The 14731-nt window shown below is 42.0% G+C and carries 15 protein-coding genes; 4 read left to right on the forward strand and 11 right to left on the reverse strand.

What is annotated here, in order from left to right:
* Window positions 1-41: 41 nt before the first annotated feature.
* Window positions 42-653 (reverse strand): 3'-5' exonuclease family protein, encoded by a 612-nt coding sequence (locus TPSD3_RS14820; protein WP_217884470.1) that lies wholly within the window; start codon window positions 651-653, stop codon window positions 42-44.
* Window positions 654-1070: 417 nt separating this feature from the next.
* Between TPSD3_RS14820 and TPSD3_RS14825 the strand changes: the two genes are divergently transcribed.
* Entirely contained in the window at window positions 1071-2069 is a 999-nt protein-coding gene (locus TPSD3_RS14825) for a VWA domain-containing protein (protein WP_086489316.1), read from the forward strand.
* A 9-nt stretch (window positions 2070-2078) separates the two neighbouring features.
* Here the strand turns inward: TPSD3_RS14825 and hemH are convergent, their stop codons facing one another.
* Window positions 2079-3179 (reverse strand): ferrochelatase, encoded by a 1101-nt coding sequence (hemH, locus tag TPSD3_RS14830; RefSeq protein ID WP_086489317.1) that lies wholly within the window; start codon window positions 3177-3179, stop codon window positions 2079-2081.
* A gap of 49 nt (window positions 3180-3228) precedes the next feature.
* On the reverse strand, window positions 3229-4572 hold the full coding sequence (gene rimO / locus TPSD3_RS14835) for a 30S ribosomal protein S12 methylthiotransferase RimO (protein ID WP_086489318.1): 1344 nt from the start codon (window positions 4570-4572) through the stop codon (window positions 3229-3231).
* A gap of 185 nt (window positions 4573-4757) precedes the next feature.
* Here rimO and TPSD3_RS14840 point away from each other — a divergent pair, with 185 nt between their 5' ends.
* The 3 genes from TPSD3_RS14840 (at window position 4758) to TPSD3_RS14850 (ending at window position 6732) form a co-directional block, all read left to right on the forward strand.
* Complete coding sequence (locus tag TPSD3_RS14840; protein ID WP_086489319.1) at window positions 4758-5288, forward strand: phasin family protein; 531 nt, start codon at window positions 4758-4760, stop codon at window positions 5286-5288.
* An 84-nt stretch (window positions 5289-5372) separates the two neighbouring features.
* On the forward strand, window positions 5373-6032 hold the full coding sequence (locus TPSD3_RS14845) for a 4'-phosphopantetheinyl transferase family protein (RefSeq protein ID WP_086489320.1): 660 nt from the start codon (window positions 5373-5375) through the stop codon (window positions 6030-6032).
* Between the two features lie 277 nt (window positions 6033-6309).
* Window positions 6310-6732 carry a pilin gene (locus TPSD3_RS14850; RefSeq protein ID WP_086489321.1) on the forward strand — a complete coding sequence of 141 codons (423 nt, stop codon included), beginning with the start codon at window positions 6310-6312 and terminating at the stop codon, window positions 6730-6732.
* Between the two features lie 87 nt (window positions 6733-6819).
* Here TPSD3_RS14850 and TPSD3_RS14855 read toward each other — a convergent pair whose 3' ends face one another.
* From TPSD3_RS14855 to TPSD3_RS14890, 8 genes are all read right to left on the reverse strand, one after another.
* Window positions 6820-7572 (reverse strand): class I SAM-dependent methyltransferase, encoded by a 753-nt coding sequence (locus TPSD3_RS14855; protein WP_086489322.1) that lies wholly within the window; start codon window positions 7570-7572, stop codon window positions 6820-6822.
* Complete coding sequence (locus tag TPSD3_RS14860; RefSeq protein ID WP_086489323.1) at window positions 7569-8648, reverse strand: glycosyltransferase; 1080 nt, start codon at window positions 8646-8648, stop codon at window positions 7569-7571. The genes TPSD3_RS14855 and TPSD3_RS14860 overlap by 4 nt, the downstream gene beginning before the upstream one ends.
* A 90-nt stretch (window positions 8649-8738) precedes the next feature.
* Window positions 8739-9344 (reverse strand): peroxiredoxin, encoded by a 606-nt coding sequence (locus tag TPSD3_RS14865; protein ID WP_086489324.1) that lies wholly within the window; start codon window positions 9342-9344, stop codon window positions 8739-8741.
* Window positions 9345-9502: 158 nt separating this feature from the next.
* Window positions 9503-10648, reverse strand: a complete 1146-nt coding sequence (locus tag TPSD3_RS14870; protein WP_086489325.1) for an SPFH domain-containing protein — start codon at window positions 10646-10648, stop codon at window positions 9503-9505.
* A gap of 94 nt (window positions 10649-10742) precedes the next feature.
* The gene (locus TPSD3_RS14875; RefSeq protein ID WP_086489326.1) at window positions 10743-11540 is read right to left on the reverse strand and encodes an enoyl-CoA hydratase; all 798 of its coding nucleotides are present in this window, start codon (window positions 11538-11540) and stop codon (window positions 10743-10745) included.
* Window positions 11541-11552: 12 nt separating this feature from the next.
* Window positions 11553-13181: an acyl-CoA synthetase gene (locus TPSD3_RS14880; protein WP_086489327.1), complete on the reverse strand. Its 1629-nt coding sequence runs from the start codon at window positions 13179-13181 to the stop codon at window positions 11553-11555.
* 73 nt (window positions 13182-13254) lie between these two features.
* Window positions 13255-13944, reverse strand: coding sequence for a 7-cyano-7-deazaguanine synthase QueC (gene queC, locus TPSD3_RS14885; RefSeq protein ID WP_217884471.1), 690 nt, complete (start codon window positions 13942-13944; stop codon window positions 13255-13257).
* The gene (locus tag TPSD3_RS14890) at window positions 13937-14728 is read right to left on the reverse strand and encodes a PP-loop family protein (RefSeq protein ID WP_086489328.1); all 792 of its coding nucleotides are present in this window, start codon (window positions 14726-14728) and stop codon (window positions 13937-13939) included. Before TPSD3_RS14890 ends, queC begins: the two co-directional genes overlap by 8 nt.
* Between the last annotated feature and the right edge of the window lie 3 nt (window positions 14729-14731).

Consider the following 14731-nt stretch of genomic DNA (forward strand, 5'->3'; position numbering starts at 1 on the left):
CAATTCTATAAATTCTGATTCAGACAAAATGGGATATATCCCTACCAAAAACTCCGCAAAAATGTTTTTTGCAAAATCACCGCATCGGTATCAGCACGATGGCGGTGAAGATTGGATTCTTGAATGACTTGTTGCTTGGTTTCTTCCCAAATATCAAATTGTTTTTCTTTCATAATTTGGTTAAGCGATTCCAAACGGAAAGCGCGATTCATGCCCGCATGTTCGTAAAGCAGCGACAACCACGAGGAATCAACCCCCCACGCATCGGTATAAACCACTTCCCCTTTTAACAACTCATTCAAAGCCTGCGCCACGTAACGCACGGGCAAACCTTCACGCTCTAATTGCTCGCGCCGAATACCATGCGTGGCTTCACCTTCAGGACTCCAGTGTAACCATTCAGGCTCTGGACGAATCAAATAGCTGACACTACGCCCCGAACGCAATACCGCACCTATTTCTATCGGATAAGACCCCGCACCAAAGCCCGAAGCCTCAATGTCCAGCACAATAGGAATGATAGTGGGCGAATGACGCAAAAACAGATAAGATGGACGAGTCGATGGCTCGTGACGCGCCGCCGTCTTTTTGGACGCGGGAAAAGACCCCATCGGGGCAGGTGTAGGGTTAATCGGGTAGGCAAGTGCGTTCATGATGGCTCCTCAATACGCGAAATCGCCTTTCTACAGCATTTGAAAGCTAAACGTAGGCGACTTTGGTGATTTCTTGTCGTTTTTTTTGAAAAGATGACGTTATTTGCGTACTTTGCCTTATTTTGCCCGCGGTGAGCGAATAAGGGTTTTTTTATTTCGTTCATCTTGTCATTTTTGCCATCTTTTCAAAATCAGTATGAAACATCGTTAAACACACAAAAGACGGCAGTTTCTCACTCAAAATTAACAGATAAATCCAGATTTGCCTATCAGGATAAATCCCTATAAATCGGTTTTTCTCCTTGTTTTAGAACATTATTTTTGTGCAAACGCACATTTTGTGGGGATTTGGCAAAGTTAAGACATTGATTGACTCTATCTCAATTTGATCTCACAAAAAAAGGAGTTTTGTTTAAAATGGATGAGTTTCATTTTGCGCAACCTTTATGGTTATTACTAGGATTAATTCCTTTATTTATCATTGTGTTAAATTATCGTCACGCGACTCATTTCAAGCGAATAGAACATTTTGCGGCTGCACACTTATTGCCCTATCTTTTGGTAAAAAAACCCCGCAGCGCACAAACGCATTCTTGGTTATGGTATTGGACGGGTTTATGGTTCTTGGGGGTGTTGGCTTTGGCGGGGCCGCGTTGGGATTACGCAATGCAGGATGTGTTTCGACAACGTGCCAGCCTATTGATTCTCTTAGATTTATCCGAATCGATGCGGGTGCGCGATTTACCGGGCGACGAGTCTCGATTTGAGCGGGCATTGCAAGAAATTGAGGATATTTTGGGCGAACCCAGTGAGTTAGAAATTGGTTTGGTGGTGTTTGCGGGTTTAGCCCATTTGGTCTCTCCCCTCACGGATGATTATAATACGATTCGCCATCTTTTGTATAATATTGACATTGGGGCCTTGCCTGTGCAGGGCAGTCGAGTGGGTTTGGCATTGGAGCAAGCCAGCGCGTGGTTGTCGGGTGAAGCACAATACCAGCATGTGCTGTTAATTTCCGATGGTGATTTTAGTGAACTGGATTTTGCCAACGGCTTGGTGGAAGTAAAAAAAGTGCCTGCTCAAGTGCATACCTTAGGCATCGGCACGACGGAAGGCGATTTAGTCCCATCCCCTCGCGGACAAAATGGCCGATTACAAAATGAAAAAGGCGAGCCTGTTTCATCGGCATTAAATGAATTTAATTTAAAACAATTAGCCAGCGCAGGCGGAGGCATTTATCAATTATCGACTTTTCACCCACAAGAAAGTAGTGCGTTATTAGATCGCGTCCGCGCCAACACCGCACCCGATGCCCAACGCCAAGAACAACAGAAATTATGGCATGAACGTTTTTATATTTTAGTCGTTATTATGATGGTATTATTACTGCCATGGTATCGACGCACAGCACATTAAAATTAGAAATTAATCACGATCTTTTAATTGCTGCATTTGCGCCATTCTCGCATCGGCTTCTGTGCTGAGAATGGACGCTCCTTTGGTCATTAATCCTTGCAGATGATTTAACACAATATCCGTCAAGGCTTCAATATGTAAAGGCGTGTTATTTAAAGCAGGAATATAATGAAAATAACGCCCGCCATTTTCCAGAAAATAAGCGCGATTTTCTTCATTAATTTCTGCTAAAGTTTCCAAACAATCCGCTGAAAACCCCGGACACACCACATCAATGCGCGGCACCCCTTCTTTAGCGAGCGTTTTAACCCGTTCATCGGTATAAGGTGTTAACCATTCTTCTCGTCCAAAACGCGACTGAAAACACACTTCCCATTGTTCGGGCAATAATTGTAATGCTTCTGCGACCAGCCGCGAGGTTTTATGGCATTCACAGTGGTAGGGATCGCCCGCGAGAAAAAAGCGTTTTGGAATACCGTGATAAGAAAAAAGTAAACGATCACCTTGACCATGACGTTGCCAATAACTTTTAATTTCCTGCGCTAAGGCATTGATATAAGACGGATGATCGTGATAATGACTGATAAAACGCAAATCAGGAATCCAACGCCAGCGGGTTAAAACCTGTGCCACTGCGTCAAATGTCGATCCCGTAGTCGGTGATGCGTATTGCGGATAAAGCGGTAAAATCACTATTTGCTGCGCCTGATTTTCGCGTAATTCTTCTAAAGCGTCAGCAATAGACGGCTTTCCGTAGCGCATTCCCAAAGCCACATGAACGGGCGCAGGATAACGTGCGCGCAATGCCGTTTGTACATCACGCGCCTGCGCTCGACTGATACACAATAACGGCGACCCCTCTGCCGTCCACACCCGTTGATAGGCTTTTGCAGAATGCGCCGGCCGTTTGCGCAAAATAATCCCATGCAGAATTAACCACCATAACGCCCGCGGCGTTTCGGTTACGCGATAATCCCATAAAAATTCACCTAAATAACGCCGTAATTCCTTAGTGGTTGCGGCTTGTGGTGTGCCTAAATTGACCAATAAAATGCCAATTTTAGGAATGTGATGATGATCGTAAGAAAAACCTTGTAAATGAGAAGTCATGATAGTTTAAAATCGAATAATTAGCGGGTAAATGAACGTGAAATCTAATTTATGCTTCATCTCCCCAAATGATTTCACCAAATAAATCATGTTCATCACTATGCGTCAATTTTATTTCGATAAAATCACCCACAGTAACGCCTTCAATGCCATCTTCTAATGGCACAACAATCACACCATCAATTTCAGGAGCTTCTCCATAACTGCGCGCAATTAAATGATCGTCATTGATCTCATCAATTAAAACCGGTAATTGCTGCCCAACTCGTCGCGCCAATCGATCCGCACTAATATCACTTTGCACTGCCATAAAAGCAGCTAAACGTTCCTGTTTCACCGCTTCGGAAACAGCACCCGGCAAGGCGTTGGCCGCTGCACCTGAAACGGGAGAATAAGCAAATGCACCTACCCGATCCAATTGCGCCCGCTCTAAAAAGTGTAATAATTCGTTAAATTCCACTTCGGTTTCACCGGGAAAACCCACAATAAAAGTGCTACGAATAATTAAATCGGGACAAATTGATCGCCATTTTGTAATTCTTTCTAACATATTTTCACTGTCGGCAGGACGACGCATGGCTTTTAAAATAGCACGATTGGCATGTTGCAACGGCACGTCCAGATAAGGCAAAATGACACCTTCGGCCATTAATTCCACCAATTGATCCACGTGGGGATAAGGATAAATATAATGTAAACGAGTCCACGCAGGCAATGTTCCCAAATGTGTGGCTAACTCTTTTATTCTGGTTTTCAACGGCTTACCTTGCCAAAAATCCAAACGATAGCGCGTATCCACCCCATAAGCCGCCGTATCTTGTGCGACAATCAACAATTCGCGCACGCCCGCACTCACTAACTGCTCTGCTTCGTTCAGCACCTCACCAATCCCACGACTACGTAATTCACCACGCATCTGAGGAATAATGCAAAAGCTGCATTTTTGATTACATCCTTCTGCAATTTTAATATACGCATAATGGCGCGGAGTTAATTTTAATCCCCCCGGCGGCAGCAAATCGACAAACGGATCAGGACGCGGTGGCGCAACTTCATGTATTGCTGCGATGACTTCGGACAAGGCATCCGGCCCCGTCACCGCCAACACTTGGGGATGGGTATTTTTCACCAATTCGCCTTGTGCGCCCAAACAACCCGTGACGATAACCCGCCCATTTTCGCGCAAAGCCTCGCCAATTGTGGTCAGCGATTCTTCAATGGCCGCATCAATAAAACCACATGTATTCACAACCACCACATCGGCCGACTGGTAATCTGCCCCCAATTCATACCCCTGTGCGCGCAATTGCGTCAAAATACGCTCAGAATCCACCGTGGCTTTAGGACAGCCCAAAGAAATAAAACCAATTTTAGCAGCCGGATAAGTGGTCATAGTGCAGATGAAATCACAATTAAAAAATAAGGTAAAAAATTCAGCACAGTAGTCAAATTTTCTTTATAATAAACACACTGCTTTTGTTAAGAATAAGCAGTGAATGTCTGACGGGCATTATAAAGGTTTTTTTTAAAATCGTCATGTCGGATGGTGAGCCGCATTAATTAGGAGAGCCAATAGAGATGCAAAATGATGTGATCAAGCAGTGGACGGAAATGAGTAAAGTCGCCGTCGATGCCCTGCAACAAATGACCAGCGCAAATGCAGAAGCAATGAGCCAACTGATCCACAACCAATTCAACAGCAAGAATTTGGGTGATGTGATTAAAGCCGCAGTGGAATCTGCTAAAGAATTCCGCGAAATCAATACCCAAGCCTTCAATACCTTGTTGCAAAAACAACTGGGCATGGTCAACTTGAATAGTTCTGCCGATTCTGTAAAAGAACTGGGCGAAATTGGCAATAATGCCATGACCAAATTCGTTGAGCAACAAACGGCGTTATTAAATACCTATGTGGAAACCAACCGCATTTATTTAGATGCCATCAAAGACGCGAAAAATCCCCAAGATTTAGTCGCTGCACAAACCAAAATGTTCACCGAATTGCAAGCGCAAATGAAGTCCCACACCATGCAAACACTGACCACATTAGAAGCCTTAAAATCGGCTATTTCTACTTGGTCAAGCACAATGCAAAACAACGCCAAATAATTCTCTACTTTGCCGTCTATTGATCACTCCAGTGAATCCATTTTATGAAATTTATTGGAGTGATTTTTTTTCTAAGACAATACAATGAAAATTGATATATTCTATTGTCATTATCCCCAGATTTTATTATCTAACAATTGGGCGCGTTTAATTCAACAAATCCCCGAATTTTTACATGCGCCTATATTGCGTTATGTCAATTGGTCGGATCGGCAAAATAGTCTATTGAGTCGATTATTATTAAAACAAGCATTAATACAAAATGGTTTCTCTCCCGACTTATTAATGCAATATCCAACAAAACCGCATCAACGCCCACAATTATCACCTTTATTCGACATTAATTTATCTCACAGCCAACATGCGGCTATTTGTGCGATTAGTTTATCGGGAAAAATAGGTATTGATATAGAATATCATCGTGCTTTAGAAGTTGAATCATTTCAACGTATTTTTACCGCGCAACAATGGCACAGTTTACAGCAAAAAAAAACCAATAATTTACCCTTGTTTTATCAATTTTGGACACTAAAAGAGAGTGTAGCCAAAGCCGATGGACGCGGCTTAGGCATTGATTTAGCCCGTATTGAAGAAAATCCAGCGGGACAAGTAGAGATTGATCGTCACATTTGGTTTGTGCAATCATTGGCCTTAAAACTTCCTTATTATTCTTGTTATTTAGCCAGTGATCATCAAGCAGAAATAGTCATTAAAGAATATTCAATAACTGACTTTTTATCTTGATGCGAATGTTTGGGGAAATCTTTAATTTAAAGACATAAAAATGGACTAGCCCCCTTGCATTTTCCCTAAAAATCAGCCAGAATTCGATAGAATACTAAATAGGGTATTGATTGTGGCACATGATGCGGTTGTCTGAAAAAAATGACAATTAATGGATTTAAGATTTGAAAAACTAACCTTATTCGCTTATACTGTTATACATTGAAATGGCTTAATCAGTCCCGTTACGCAGTTAAGCGGTGATTAATTTGGAATCACTTAATTTCAGGAGGTGTTTATGAAAAAGCAATTGGGGATGTCTATTATCGAATTAATGCTGGTGGTATTGACGATTAGTGTATTGGCTAGTATTGCCATTCCGTTGTATACCGACTACCAACGCCGTTCCAAAGTGGCAGAGGCGATGAATTTGATGGCGGGCTTAAAACTGCCCATGATGGATTACTACACCACGTGGGGAACGTGGCCAACAGTAGAACAAGTTGGCGGCAAAACACAAGGCTTGTATGTAGAAAGTGTTGTATCTGGGGGGACACCGGGCAATTATTATGTAGAAGCCACGATGGGCGGTGCTGATCCTGATTTGGGTGGGCATTCGCTGCGGATGTATTATGAGCAAAATACCGGATCGTGGTTGTGTACTCCTGATGGTGCTACTAATCCCATTCCAGTCCATTTATTGCCTTCCTCTTGCAAATAATCGACGTAATCGGCTGTCTGCGCCCCGCGAGCATCAATTCATATCGTTTATTTTAATGCGTATTAAACGGTTTGATTGATGCTTTCTTTATGGCTTTTTTTCTACCTGCGCAATGATCAAATACCCTTCTGATAAATCAGAATGATTAAATAATTGCGCTATCCAATTTAAGGGTAAAAAAGTATAAGGATTAACGAACAATCCCAAAATATTCCAAGAGCTTGGCACATGATGAATGCCACTGTGCTGCGTTTGTTGTTCTGCTGTCCATTGTTGTTTAATGACCGCTTGTTTTTTCGCATATAAAGCGCGTAAAAAGTGCAAACCATTCACAAACGGATAACCATAAGCCATTATTTTTACCGACTCAAACCCAACTCGCTGCATTAATTGTATCAATTCTGCTTTTTCATAGCGTCGCAAATGCCCAACAATATCATCATGAATTGTCCAAAATTTCATCCGCGCAGGTACAGATAAAATCAATTGACCTTGTGGCGTTAATAACGATTTTAAAATATGTAAAAATTGCACATCATCTTCGACATGTTCCATCACTTCACATGCAATAATGCAACCATATTTTTTATCTGGCGATAATTGATAAATATCACCATATTGAAACGTTAATTTTTCTCGAATTTTATCAGGTAATTGTCGATAAATCTCCGCAATGTCTGGAGAAAAATCAATGGCATGACCTTGTTTAAAATAACGGGTTAATTCACTCGATAAAGCCAATCCGCCCGCACCCACTTCTAAAAAAGATTCAGCAGGGCGAATATGGCGCAAAATTTCATAACGACGAAATAAATAACGAGGCGGAAAATAAGGAATCATTTTTTAACCAATAAAGGCGTTAATTGTCGCGCAATGCACACGGTAGAAAATCGAGCTTGATATAAATTAAAACCCGCTCGCCCCACGTCTTTTAAGGCTTCTGGATGTTGATACGCCCAAAGAATCGCTGACACCAGCGATTCTACTTCTCCCTGCTTGACCAAAAGGCAATTGTGCTTATCAATAAATCCTGAATATTCAGCGATTTGTCCAATCACTGTTGGTTTAGCCGCCGCCAGAAATTGCAAAGATTTACCCGTAATGACCCGCTGGGCTTGCGGCGTGTTGCCAAAAGGGCCACCTAAACCTAAATCCGTATTAGCCACGTAATGGCGCAATAAAGCAGGAAAATCCACCCATTGAATATGAGTTATATTCGGCAAAGACAATTGTTGTAAATAATCAACTTCCTTTTTACCCCCACCAATAAAAGTAAATTGAATTGGAAATGGTTTTAAAATAGCAGCCGCTTGTAAAATAATAGGCACACCATGTAATGGCAAAAAAGAACCATAGAATAATACTTGAAATGGACTATGAAATTGGGCTTCTTTTTTCTTTTCACTGATAATCGGTAAAGTTTCATCTGCGCCGACTGAAATAGCGTGTATTTTTTCTTTCGGTAATTTAAAACGTTGGCTAAAAAATTCTACATGTAATGAGGTATCGGTTAAAATAATATCGGCTTGGTGTAAAATGGCTTTTTCTACTCCCGATAATAATTTACCAAATAAAACTCCCATTTCACCTTGTTTTTTCTCATCAATTAAGGCTGCCGAAGGCGACATTAAGCTGTCAAATAGTAACGGTTTGCCGGCGGTTATTAAACGCACCAACCAAAAAATATCATGCCCCCTAAATCCCAATAAATAATAATCTGGATTATATTTCCAACGAATTTTAATTAATTGCCATAGCGTATCGACATAACGCCACATTCCCGTGTAACGATTAATCGCAGTGATTAAACGAATATGAGGAATTTGTTGCAAGCCTTTTAATAGCGTCATGGTTCTAATATAATTCGGCTGGCGATAAGCCAAAATATAGCAGACAATTAATCGCTCAGTGGACATGAGAAAATCCCCATAAATAAACCCCACATTATTCGATAATTTAATTCGCCTAATGTGGGGTATTTTTGCTAAATAAACCGTTAAATAAAATTACAATTCAGAGGCATGTTGTGCCAAATAGCTGGCCACACCTTCGGGCGAATCTTTCATGCCGGGCGCGCCTTTTTTCCAACCTGCGGGGCAAACTTCGCCATTTTCTTCAAAGAACTGCAACGCATCAACCACACGCAACATCTCGTCAATATCGCGCCCTAAAGGCAAATCATTCACCACTTGGTGGCGCACGACACCCGCTTTATCAATTAAAAATGAAGCGCGATAAGCCACCGCACCATCTGGCGTTTCAATGCCATAAGATTTGGCGATATTGTGCGTTAAATCCGCAGCTAAAGTATAACCCACGGGGCCAATGCCACCCTTATCGACAGGAGTATTGCGCCACGCATTATGCGTGTAATGAGAGTCAATAGAAACACCAATGACTTCAACATTACGCGCTTTAAAAGCCGCTAAACGTTTATCAAAAGCAATTAATTCTGAAGGACAAACAAAAGTGAAATCTAAAGGATAAAAGAAAACCACACCATATTTCCCTTTAATCGCTTCGGAGAGCGTAAATTCATTCACAATCTCGCCCGTTCCTAATACCGCAGGAACAGTAAAATCAGGTGCTGCACGTCCGACTAATACGCCCATAGTAGATTTCTTAAAAAGTGCTGTAAATAAAGATAAATCACTTGGATAATATCGATGTCGATACTCCATTATTGATTGATTTTAATAACCGTCTGATTAAGACGGCGATTAAAATCAAATTCGGCTTTGATTTTAAAGAAAGCAATCTAAAAAATCAACTAAAAAGCGCGGGGTGGAATCGGTGGTGGCATTGTGCCGCCAAATAAGCTGCTTAATTCGGAAACTTGAGCCGCAGCTTGCCATTGTGCCATTCCTTGTTTCCACACCAAAGTTTCACAGTTAATTTGTCCCGATTGCACATATTGCCGTAATGTTTCTAAAGGATAAGGCCCATGGGTTTGCCCATTCAAAGCCACGTGAAACTGCGCTTGTCCGGGCAACGGCGGCGGTGCGGACGAGGCAGCCGGCGGCGCATTAAGGCTGTTATTTAATTGATTCCCCATTGCCACTCCCATCGCCATTTCTACACCTGTATGAGCTAGACTATTTCCACCTGAATTCTCAGCCATTTTACCCATGGCTTCAGCCGCTTGATATTGCGCATATTGATTTAAATTACCTAAAATACCCATACTACTGCGTTTATCTAAGGCTTTCTCAACTTCAGGCGGCAAAGTAATGCTGCTAATTAATAACTGCGTTAATTCCAAACCATATTCAAGGAAATTAGCCTGAATGCGCTGCATCACAAATTGCCCTAATTCAGAATAATTGGCCGCTAAATCTAACACAGGAATGCGACTTTCTCCCAACACATCGGTAAATCGACTGACAATCATATTGCGCAATTCATCAGAAATATTTTGAGTCGTAAAATGGGCATGTGTCCCCACCACTTCCCGCAAAAATTTGATAGCATCCTTAATGCGTAAAGTATAATGACCAAAAGCCCGCAAACGCACGGGGCCAAATTCTGGATCGCGCAACATAATGGGGTTAGGTGTTCCCCATTTCTGATTGGTTAAACGAGTGGTATTAAAAAAATAAACTTCGGCTTTAAAAGGACTTTCAAAACCATATTTCCAGCCTTGTAATTTAGATAAAACCGGCAAATTTTTGGTTTCTAAAGTATAAGTACCGGGTTCAAACACATCCGCAGGCTCAAAAATTTCCATATCAATGTGACGATGAGCGCGCCCTTCATTCACAAAAACAGCGACTTGCCCTTCACGCACCACCAATTTAGCCCCATGTTTAATTTCGTTATCACTGCGCGGATAACGATACACCATGACATCTTGTTCATTACTCGTCCATTCAATGATGTCAATAAATTCATTTTTTATCGCATTCCAAAAAGGCATGATCATTTCCTCAAACGTTGCGCCATGTTGCCTGCCAATGTGGTGATGTGTTAGCGCAATTCCAATGGGGAGACGTTAAAACAAATTTTCAGTGCTAATGCCCACACCACACGGGCGCACGTTTCTCCGCAAATGCCGTTAATCCTTCTTTTGCATCCGCCGTGAGCATATTATTGGCCATGACCGTGCTGGCTTGTTGATAAGCTGCGGTTAAAGGCATTTCTAATTGCTGATAAAATAATTGCTTACCCATTTTAATTGCAATTGCTGATTTAACGAGAATAGATTGAACAAAATACTGTGTGGCTTCATCTAATTGTTCGGCAGAAACCACGCGATTTAACAAACCATAATCCAAAGCCGTTTGCGCATCAATAAAATCTCCTGTTAAAAGCAATTCCATGGCTTGTTTCCGTCCTAAATTGCGACTTATTGGCACCGCAGGCGTGGCGCAAAATAACCCCACATTAATCCCAGAAGTGGCAAATTTAGCCGTATCCACCGCCACCGCCAAATCACACGCCGCCACCAATTGGCAACCAGCCGCAGTGGCTAATCCTTGCACTTTAGCAATCACCGGCTGTGGCAATTGGTTAATCATGAGCATCACTTGCGAACAATGATTAAATAAATTTTGGCAAAAATCTAACGTGGCATTTTGCCGCATTTCTTTTAAATCATGCCCCGCACAAAACGCCTTTCCTTTCGCCGCTAATACCACCACACGAATAGATTCATCAGTCGCAATTCGCGCCAATTCCGTTTCTAACGCGCTCAACATGGCATCCGATAAGGCATTATATTGTTGCGGCCGATTCAGCGTTAACAGTGCAACGCCTTCGCTTTGTTCACATAACACATAAGGCGTGTTATTGTCACTTATTTCTGTCATAAAATACTCCTTTTATTCGGCTTTTTTCGCCTGTTCTCTTAACAAGAATTTTTGAATTTTTCCAGTTGATGTTTTGGGCAAATGGCTAAAAACAATATGGCGTGGAATTTTAAAATGCGCCATTTGTTGGCGACAAAAATCAATTAACTCTTCCTCAGTCACTGATTGACCTTCTTTTAACGTCACAAAAGCGCAGGGTGTTTCTCCCCATTTCTCATCAGGTTTAGCCACCACAGCCGCTTCTAATACCGCAGGATGACGGTATAAAACATCTTCTACTTCAATGGTAGAAATATTTTCTCCACCTGAAATAATAATGTCTTTAGAACGGTCTTTAATTTCCACATAACCATCCTCGTGCATGACCGCTAAATCACCGCTATGAAACCAACCTCCCATAAAGGCTTGTTCCGTCGCTCTGGGATTTTTCAAATAACCCATCATGACATTATTTCCTCGCATAAAAATTTCACCCATCATTTGCCCGTCGGGATTTACAGGTTCTAAAGTATGCGGATCGGCTACCATTAAGCCTTCCAATACATGATTTCTCACGCCTTGACGAGCATTTAAACGCGAGCGCGTGGTGGAATCCAATGTGTCCCATTCTCGATGCCAATCGCAAATCACACTGGGGCCATAAGTCTCTGTTAAACCATAAACATGCGTGATTTTAAAACCATTGCGCTCCATCGCTTCTAAAATAGCCGCAGGTGGCGCAGCTCCTGCAATAAAACCGTGAACCATATGCGTTTTTTTAGCCCGCACGGATTCGGGTGCATTTAACAATAAATTATGCACAATTGGCGCGCCACAAAAATGCGTTACTTTCTCTTGTACAATAATGTCATAAATCAAAATGGGATCAATTTTTCTTAAACAAACATTAGTCCCCACTGCCGCGGCCATTGTCCAAGGAAAACACCAACCATTACAATGAAACATAGGCAATGTCCATAAATAAACCGTATGTTTTGGTAATTCCCAATCCATCATATTGCTAATGGCATTTAAATATGCACCGCGATGATGATAAACCACGCCTTTAGGATTTCCCGTGGTGCCAGAAGTATAATTTAACGTCATCGCCTGCCATTCATCTTCAGGCAATTGCCATGCGAAATCAGGATCACCTTCTTCTAAGAAAGCCTCATAATTAATTTCGCCTAAAATATCATTTTGATAAGACGCTTGTTCATCGATAATATCAATCACTAAAATAGGACGCGATAACAGTTTTAATGCACTTTCAATAATGGGAAAAAATTCAGTATCCGTGATTAATACTTTTGCCTCACTGTGATCTAACATAAAAGCGATCATTTTTGCATCTAAACGGGTATTTAACGAATTCAATACCGCACCGATCATTGGAATGGCAAAATGCGCTTCATACATCGCAGGAATATTAGGCGACATAATCGCCACCGTATCTCCCTTGCCAATACCACGCCGTTGTAAAGCAGAAGCAAAACGTTTAATACGACGATAAGTATCTTGCCAAGAATAGCGTAATTGGCCATAAATTAACGCCCATTCTTGGGGATAAATATAAGCCGCTCGTTCTAAGAAAGATAAGGGAGAAAGTGGGACATAATTGGCATTATTTTTATCCAGTCCTGTTAAATAAGGGTTGGACATTATGGACTCCTTTGGTTGTGATGTATACTGTATTATTTTTTACATTTCAATGGCTATCAAGATGCGCTATACGCTACACATACCTTGTCGGATCAACCACTTGCGCTTGCGCAAAACCATCGCGGCGCAAACGACAAGCATCGCATTGACCGCAAGCCTCGCCTTGTTCATTGGCTTGATAACAAGACACCGTTAAAGCGTAATTAACGCCTAATTGCACACCATGGCGAATAATTTCATGTTTATGCCAATGCAATAATGGCGCGTGAATATGAAAAGATTCGCCCATGACACCTGCTTTTGTGGCCACATTCGCCAATTGCTCGAATTGGCGAATAAAAGCCGGCCGACAATCGGGATAACCCGAATAATCCATCGCATTGACACCGATAAAAATATCCCGCGCCCCCAAGACCTCCGCCCAACCCAAAGCCAAGGCTAAAAAAACCGTGTTGCGTGCAGGCACGTAAGTGACTGGAATCTCTGAAGTTAAGCCCGTTATCGGCACGGCAATACCCGCATCCGTCAAGGCAGAACCACCAATGCAGTCTAAATTTAAGTGAATCACCTTATGATCGCAAACCGCAAAATGTTCAGCAATTCGCTGCGCTGCCGCAATTTCCGCACAATGACGCTGTCCATAATTAAAACTCAACGTATAGCAATCATAATCTTGCTGCTGCGCCATCGCCAAAATCGTCGCTGAATCCAAACCGCCAGAAAGCAAAATCACCGCTTTTTTGCGCAAAATAGAACTATTCATGAGCTTCCTCTTGTTGCCGCACCGCTTTCCCGAAAGGTTTAGCGGGAATAATTGACTTTTCATCCATTAAAGGGCGTAAAGTGTGCAATAAATTGCGAAATAAATGCGGATAAAGCCTTTCTTGCTGTGCCAATAAGGTTTTCATCTGAGCGCGTCCGGTGGGTTTAGTAAAACAAGCAGGACAATTGTCTGGAACAACCGGCAATTGCGCCGCTTTGGCAAATTCTGCCGTTTGTCGTTCGCGCACGTAAACCAACGGACGAATCACGTGTAAATCTCCCGTATCAATCTGATAACAGGCTTTCATTGTATTCAAACGCCCCCCGTGAAAAGCAGACATCAGAAAACTTTCTGCTAAATCATCAAGATGTTGCGCTAAAACCAAGGTATTGTAACCATTTTGGCGCGCTGTGGTGTACATAATCCCGCGTTTCATGCGCGCACAATACGCACAAAAAGAATCACCTTTTAAATGCTGTTGTGCCTCATCCATAATCGGTTGCGTGCGATAAAAATAAGGTATATTTAAATCGGCTAAATAAGGTTTTAATACCGAAGGATCAAAGCCCGGTATTAATGGATCAACAGTAATTGCCGCAATATCAAAATGAATAGGCGCGTGTTGTTGCAAATGAATTAAAATTTGCAATAAAGCCAGCGAATCTTTACCGCCCGATAAACCCAATAATAAGCGATCATGGGCTTTAATCATTTGATAATCGGCAATCGCCCGGCCAACGGATCGTAAAAGAGATTTAGGCGGTTTCGCAGGGGAATAAGTCATAGT

This window comes from Thioflexithrix psekupsensis, from assembly GCF_002149925.1.
In the GTDB taxonomy this organism is placed as follows: domain Bacteria; phylum Pseudomonadota; class Gammaproteobacteria; order Beggiatoales; family Beggiatoaceae; genus Thioflexithrix; species Thioflexithrix psekupsensis.

Excerpts from the sequence above, each read along its gene's own strand:
- TPSD3_RS14880 (WP_086489327.1), bottom strand. The coding sequence starts at position 13,181 with ATGTCCAACCCTTATTTAACAGGACTGGATAAAAATAATGCCAATTAT.
- TPSD3_RS14890 (WP_086489328.1), bottom strand. The coding sequence starts at position 14,728 with ATGACTTATTCCCCTGCGAAACCGCCTAAATCTCTTTTACGATCCGTT.
- TPSD3_RS14865 (WP_086489324.1), bottom strand. The coding sequence starts at position 9,344 with ATGGGCGTATTAGTCGGACGTGCAGCACCTGATTTTACTGTTCCTGCG.
- queC (WP_217884471.1), bottom strand. The coding sequence starts at position 13,944 with ATGAATAGTTCTATTTTGCGCAAAAAAGCGGTGATTTTGCTTTCTGGC.
- TPSD3_RS14840 (WP_086489319.1), top strand. The coding sequence starts at position 4,758 with ATGCAAAATGATGTGATCAAGCAGTGGACGGAAATGAGTAAAGTCGCC.
- TPSD3_RS14845 (WP_086489320.1), top strand. The coding sequence starts at position 5,373 with ATGAAAATTGATATATTCTATTGTCATTATCCCCAGATTTTATTATCT.
- rimO (WP_086489318.1), bottom strand. The coding sequence starts at position 4,572 with ATGACCACTTATCCGGCTGCTAAAATTGGTTTTATTTCTTTGGGCTGT.
- hemH (WP_086489317.1), bottom strand. The coding sequence starts at position 3,179 with ATGACTTCTCATTTACAAGGTTTTTCTTACGATCATCATCACATTCCT.
- TPSD3_RS14870 (WP_086489325.1), bottom strand. The coding sequence starts at position 10,648 with ATGCCTTTTTGGAATGCGATAAAAAATGAATTTATTGACATCATTGAA.
- TPSD3_RS14820 (WP_217884470.1), bottom strand. The coding sequence starts at position 653 with ATGAACGCACTTGCCTACCCGATTAACCCTACACCTGCCCCGATGGGG.
- TPSD3_RS14850 (WP_086489321.1), top strand. The coding sequence starts at position 6,310 with ATGAAAAAGCAATTGGGGATGTCTATTATCGAATTAATGCTGGTGGTA.
- TPSD3_RS14875 (WP_086489326.1), bottom strand. The coding sequence starts at position 11,540 with ATGACAGAAATAAGTGACAATAACACGCCTTATGTGTTATGTGAACAA.
- TPSD3_RS14855 (WP_086489322.1), bottom strand. The coding sequence starts at position 7,572 with ATGATTCCTTATTTTCCGCCTCGTTATTTATTTCGTCGTTATGAAATT.
- TPSD3_RS14825 (WP_086489316.1), top strand. The coding sequence starts at position 1,071 with ATGGATGAGTTTCATTTTGCGCAACCTTTATGGTTATTACTAGGATTA.
- TPSD3_RS14860 (WP_086489323.1), bottom strand. The coding sequence starts at position 8,648 with ATGTCCACTGAGCGATTAATTGTCTGCTATATTTTGGCTTATCGCCAG.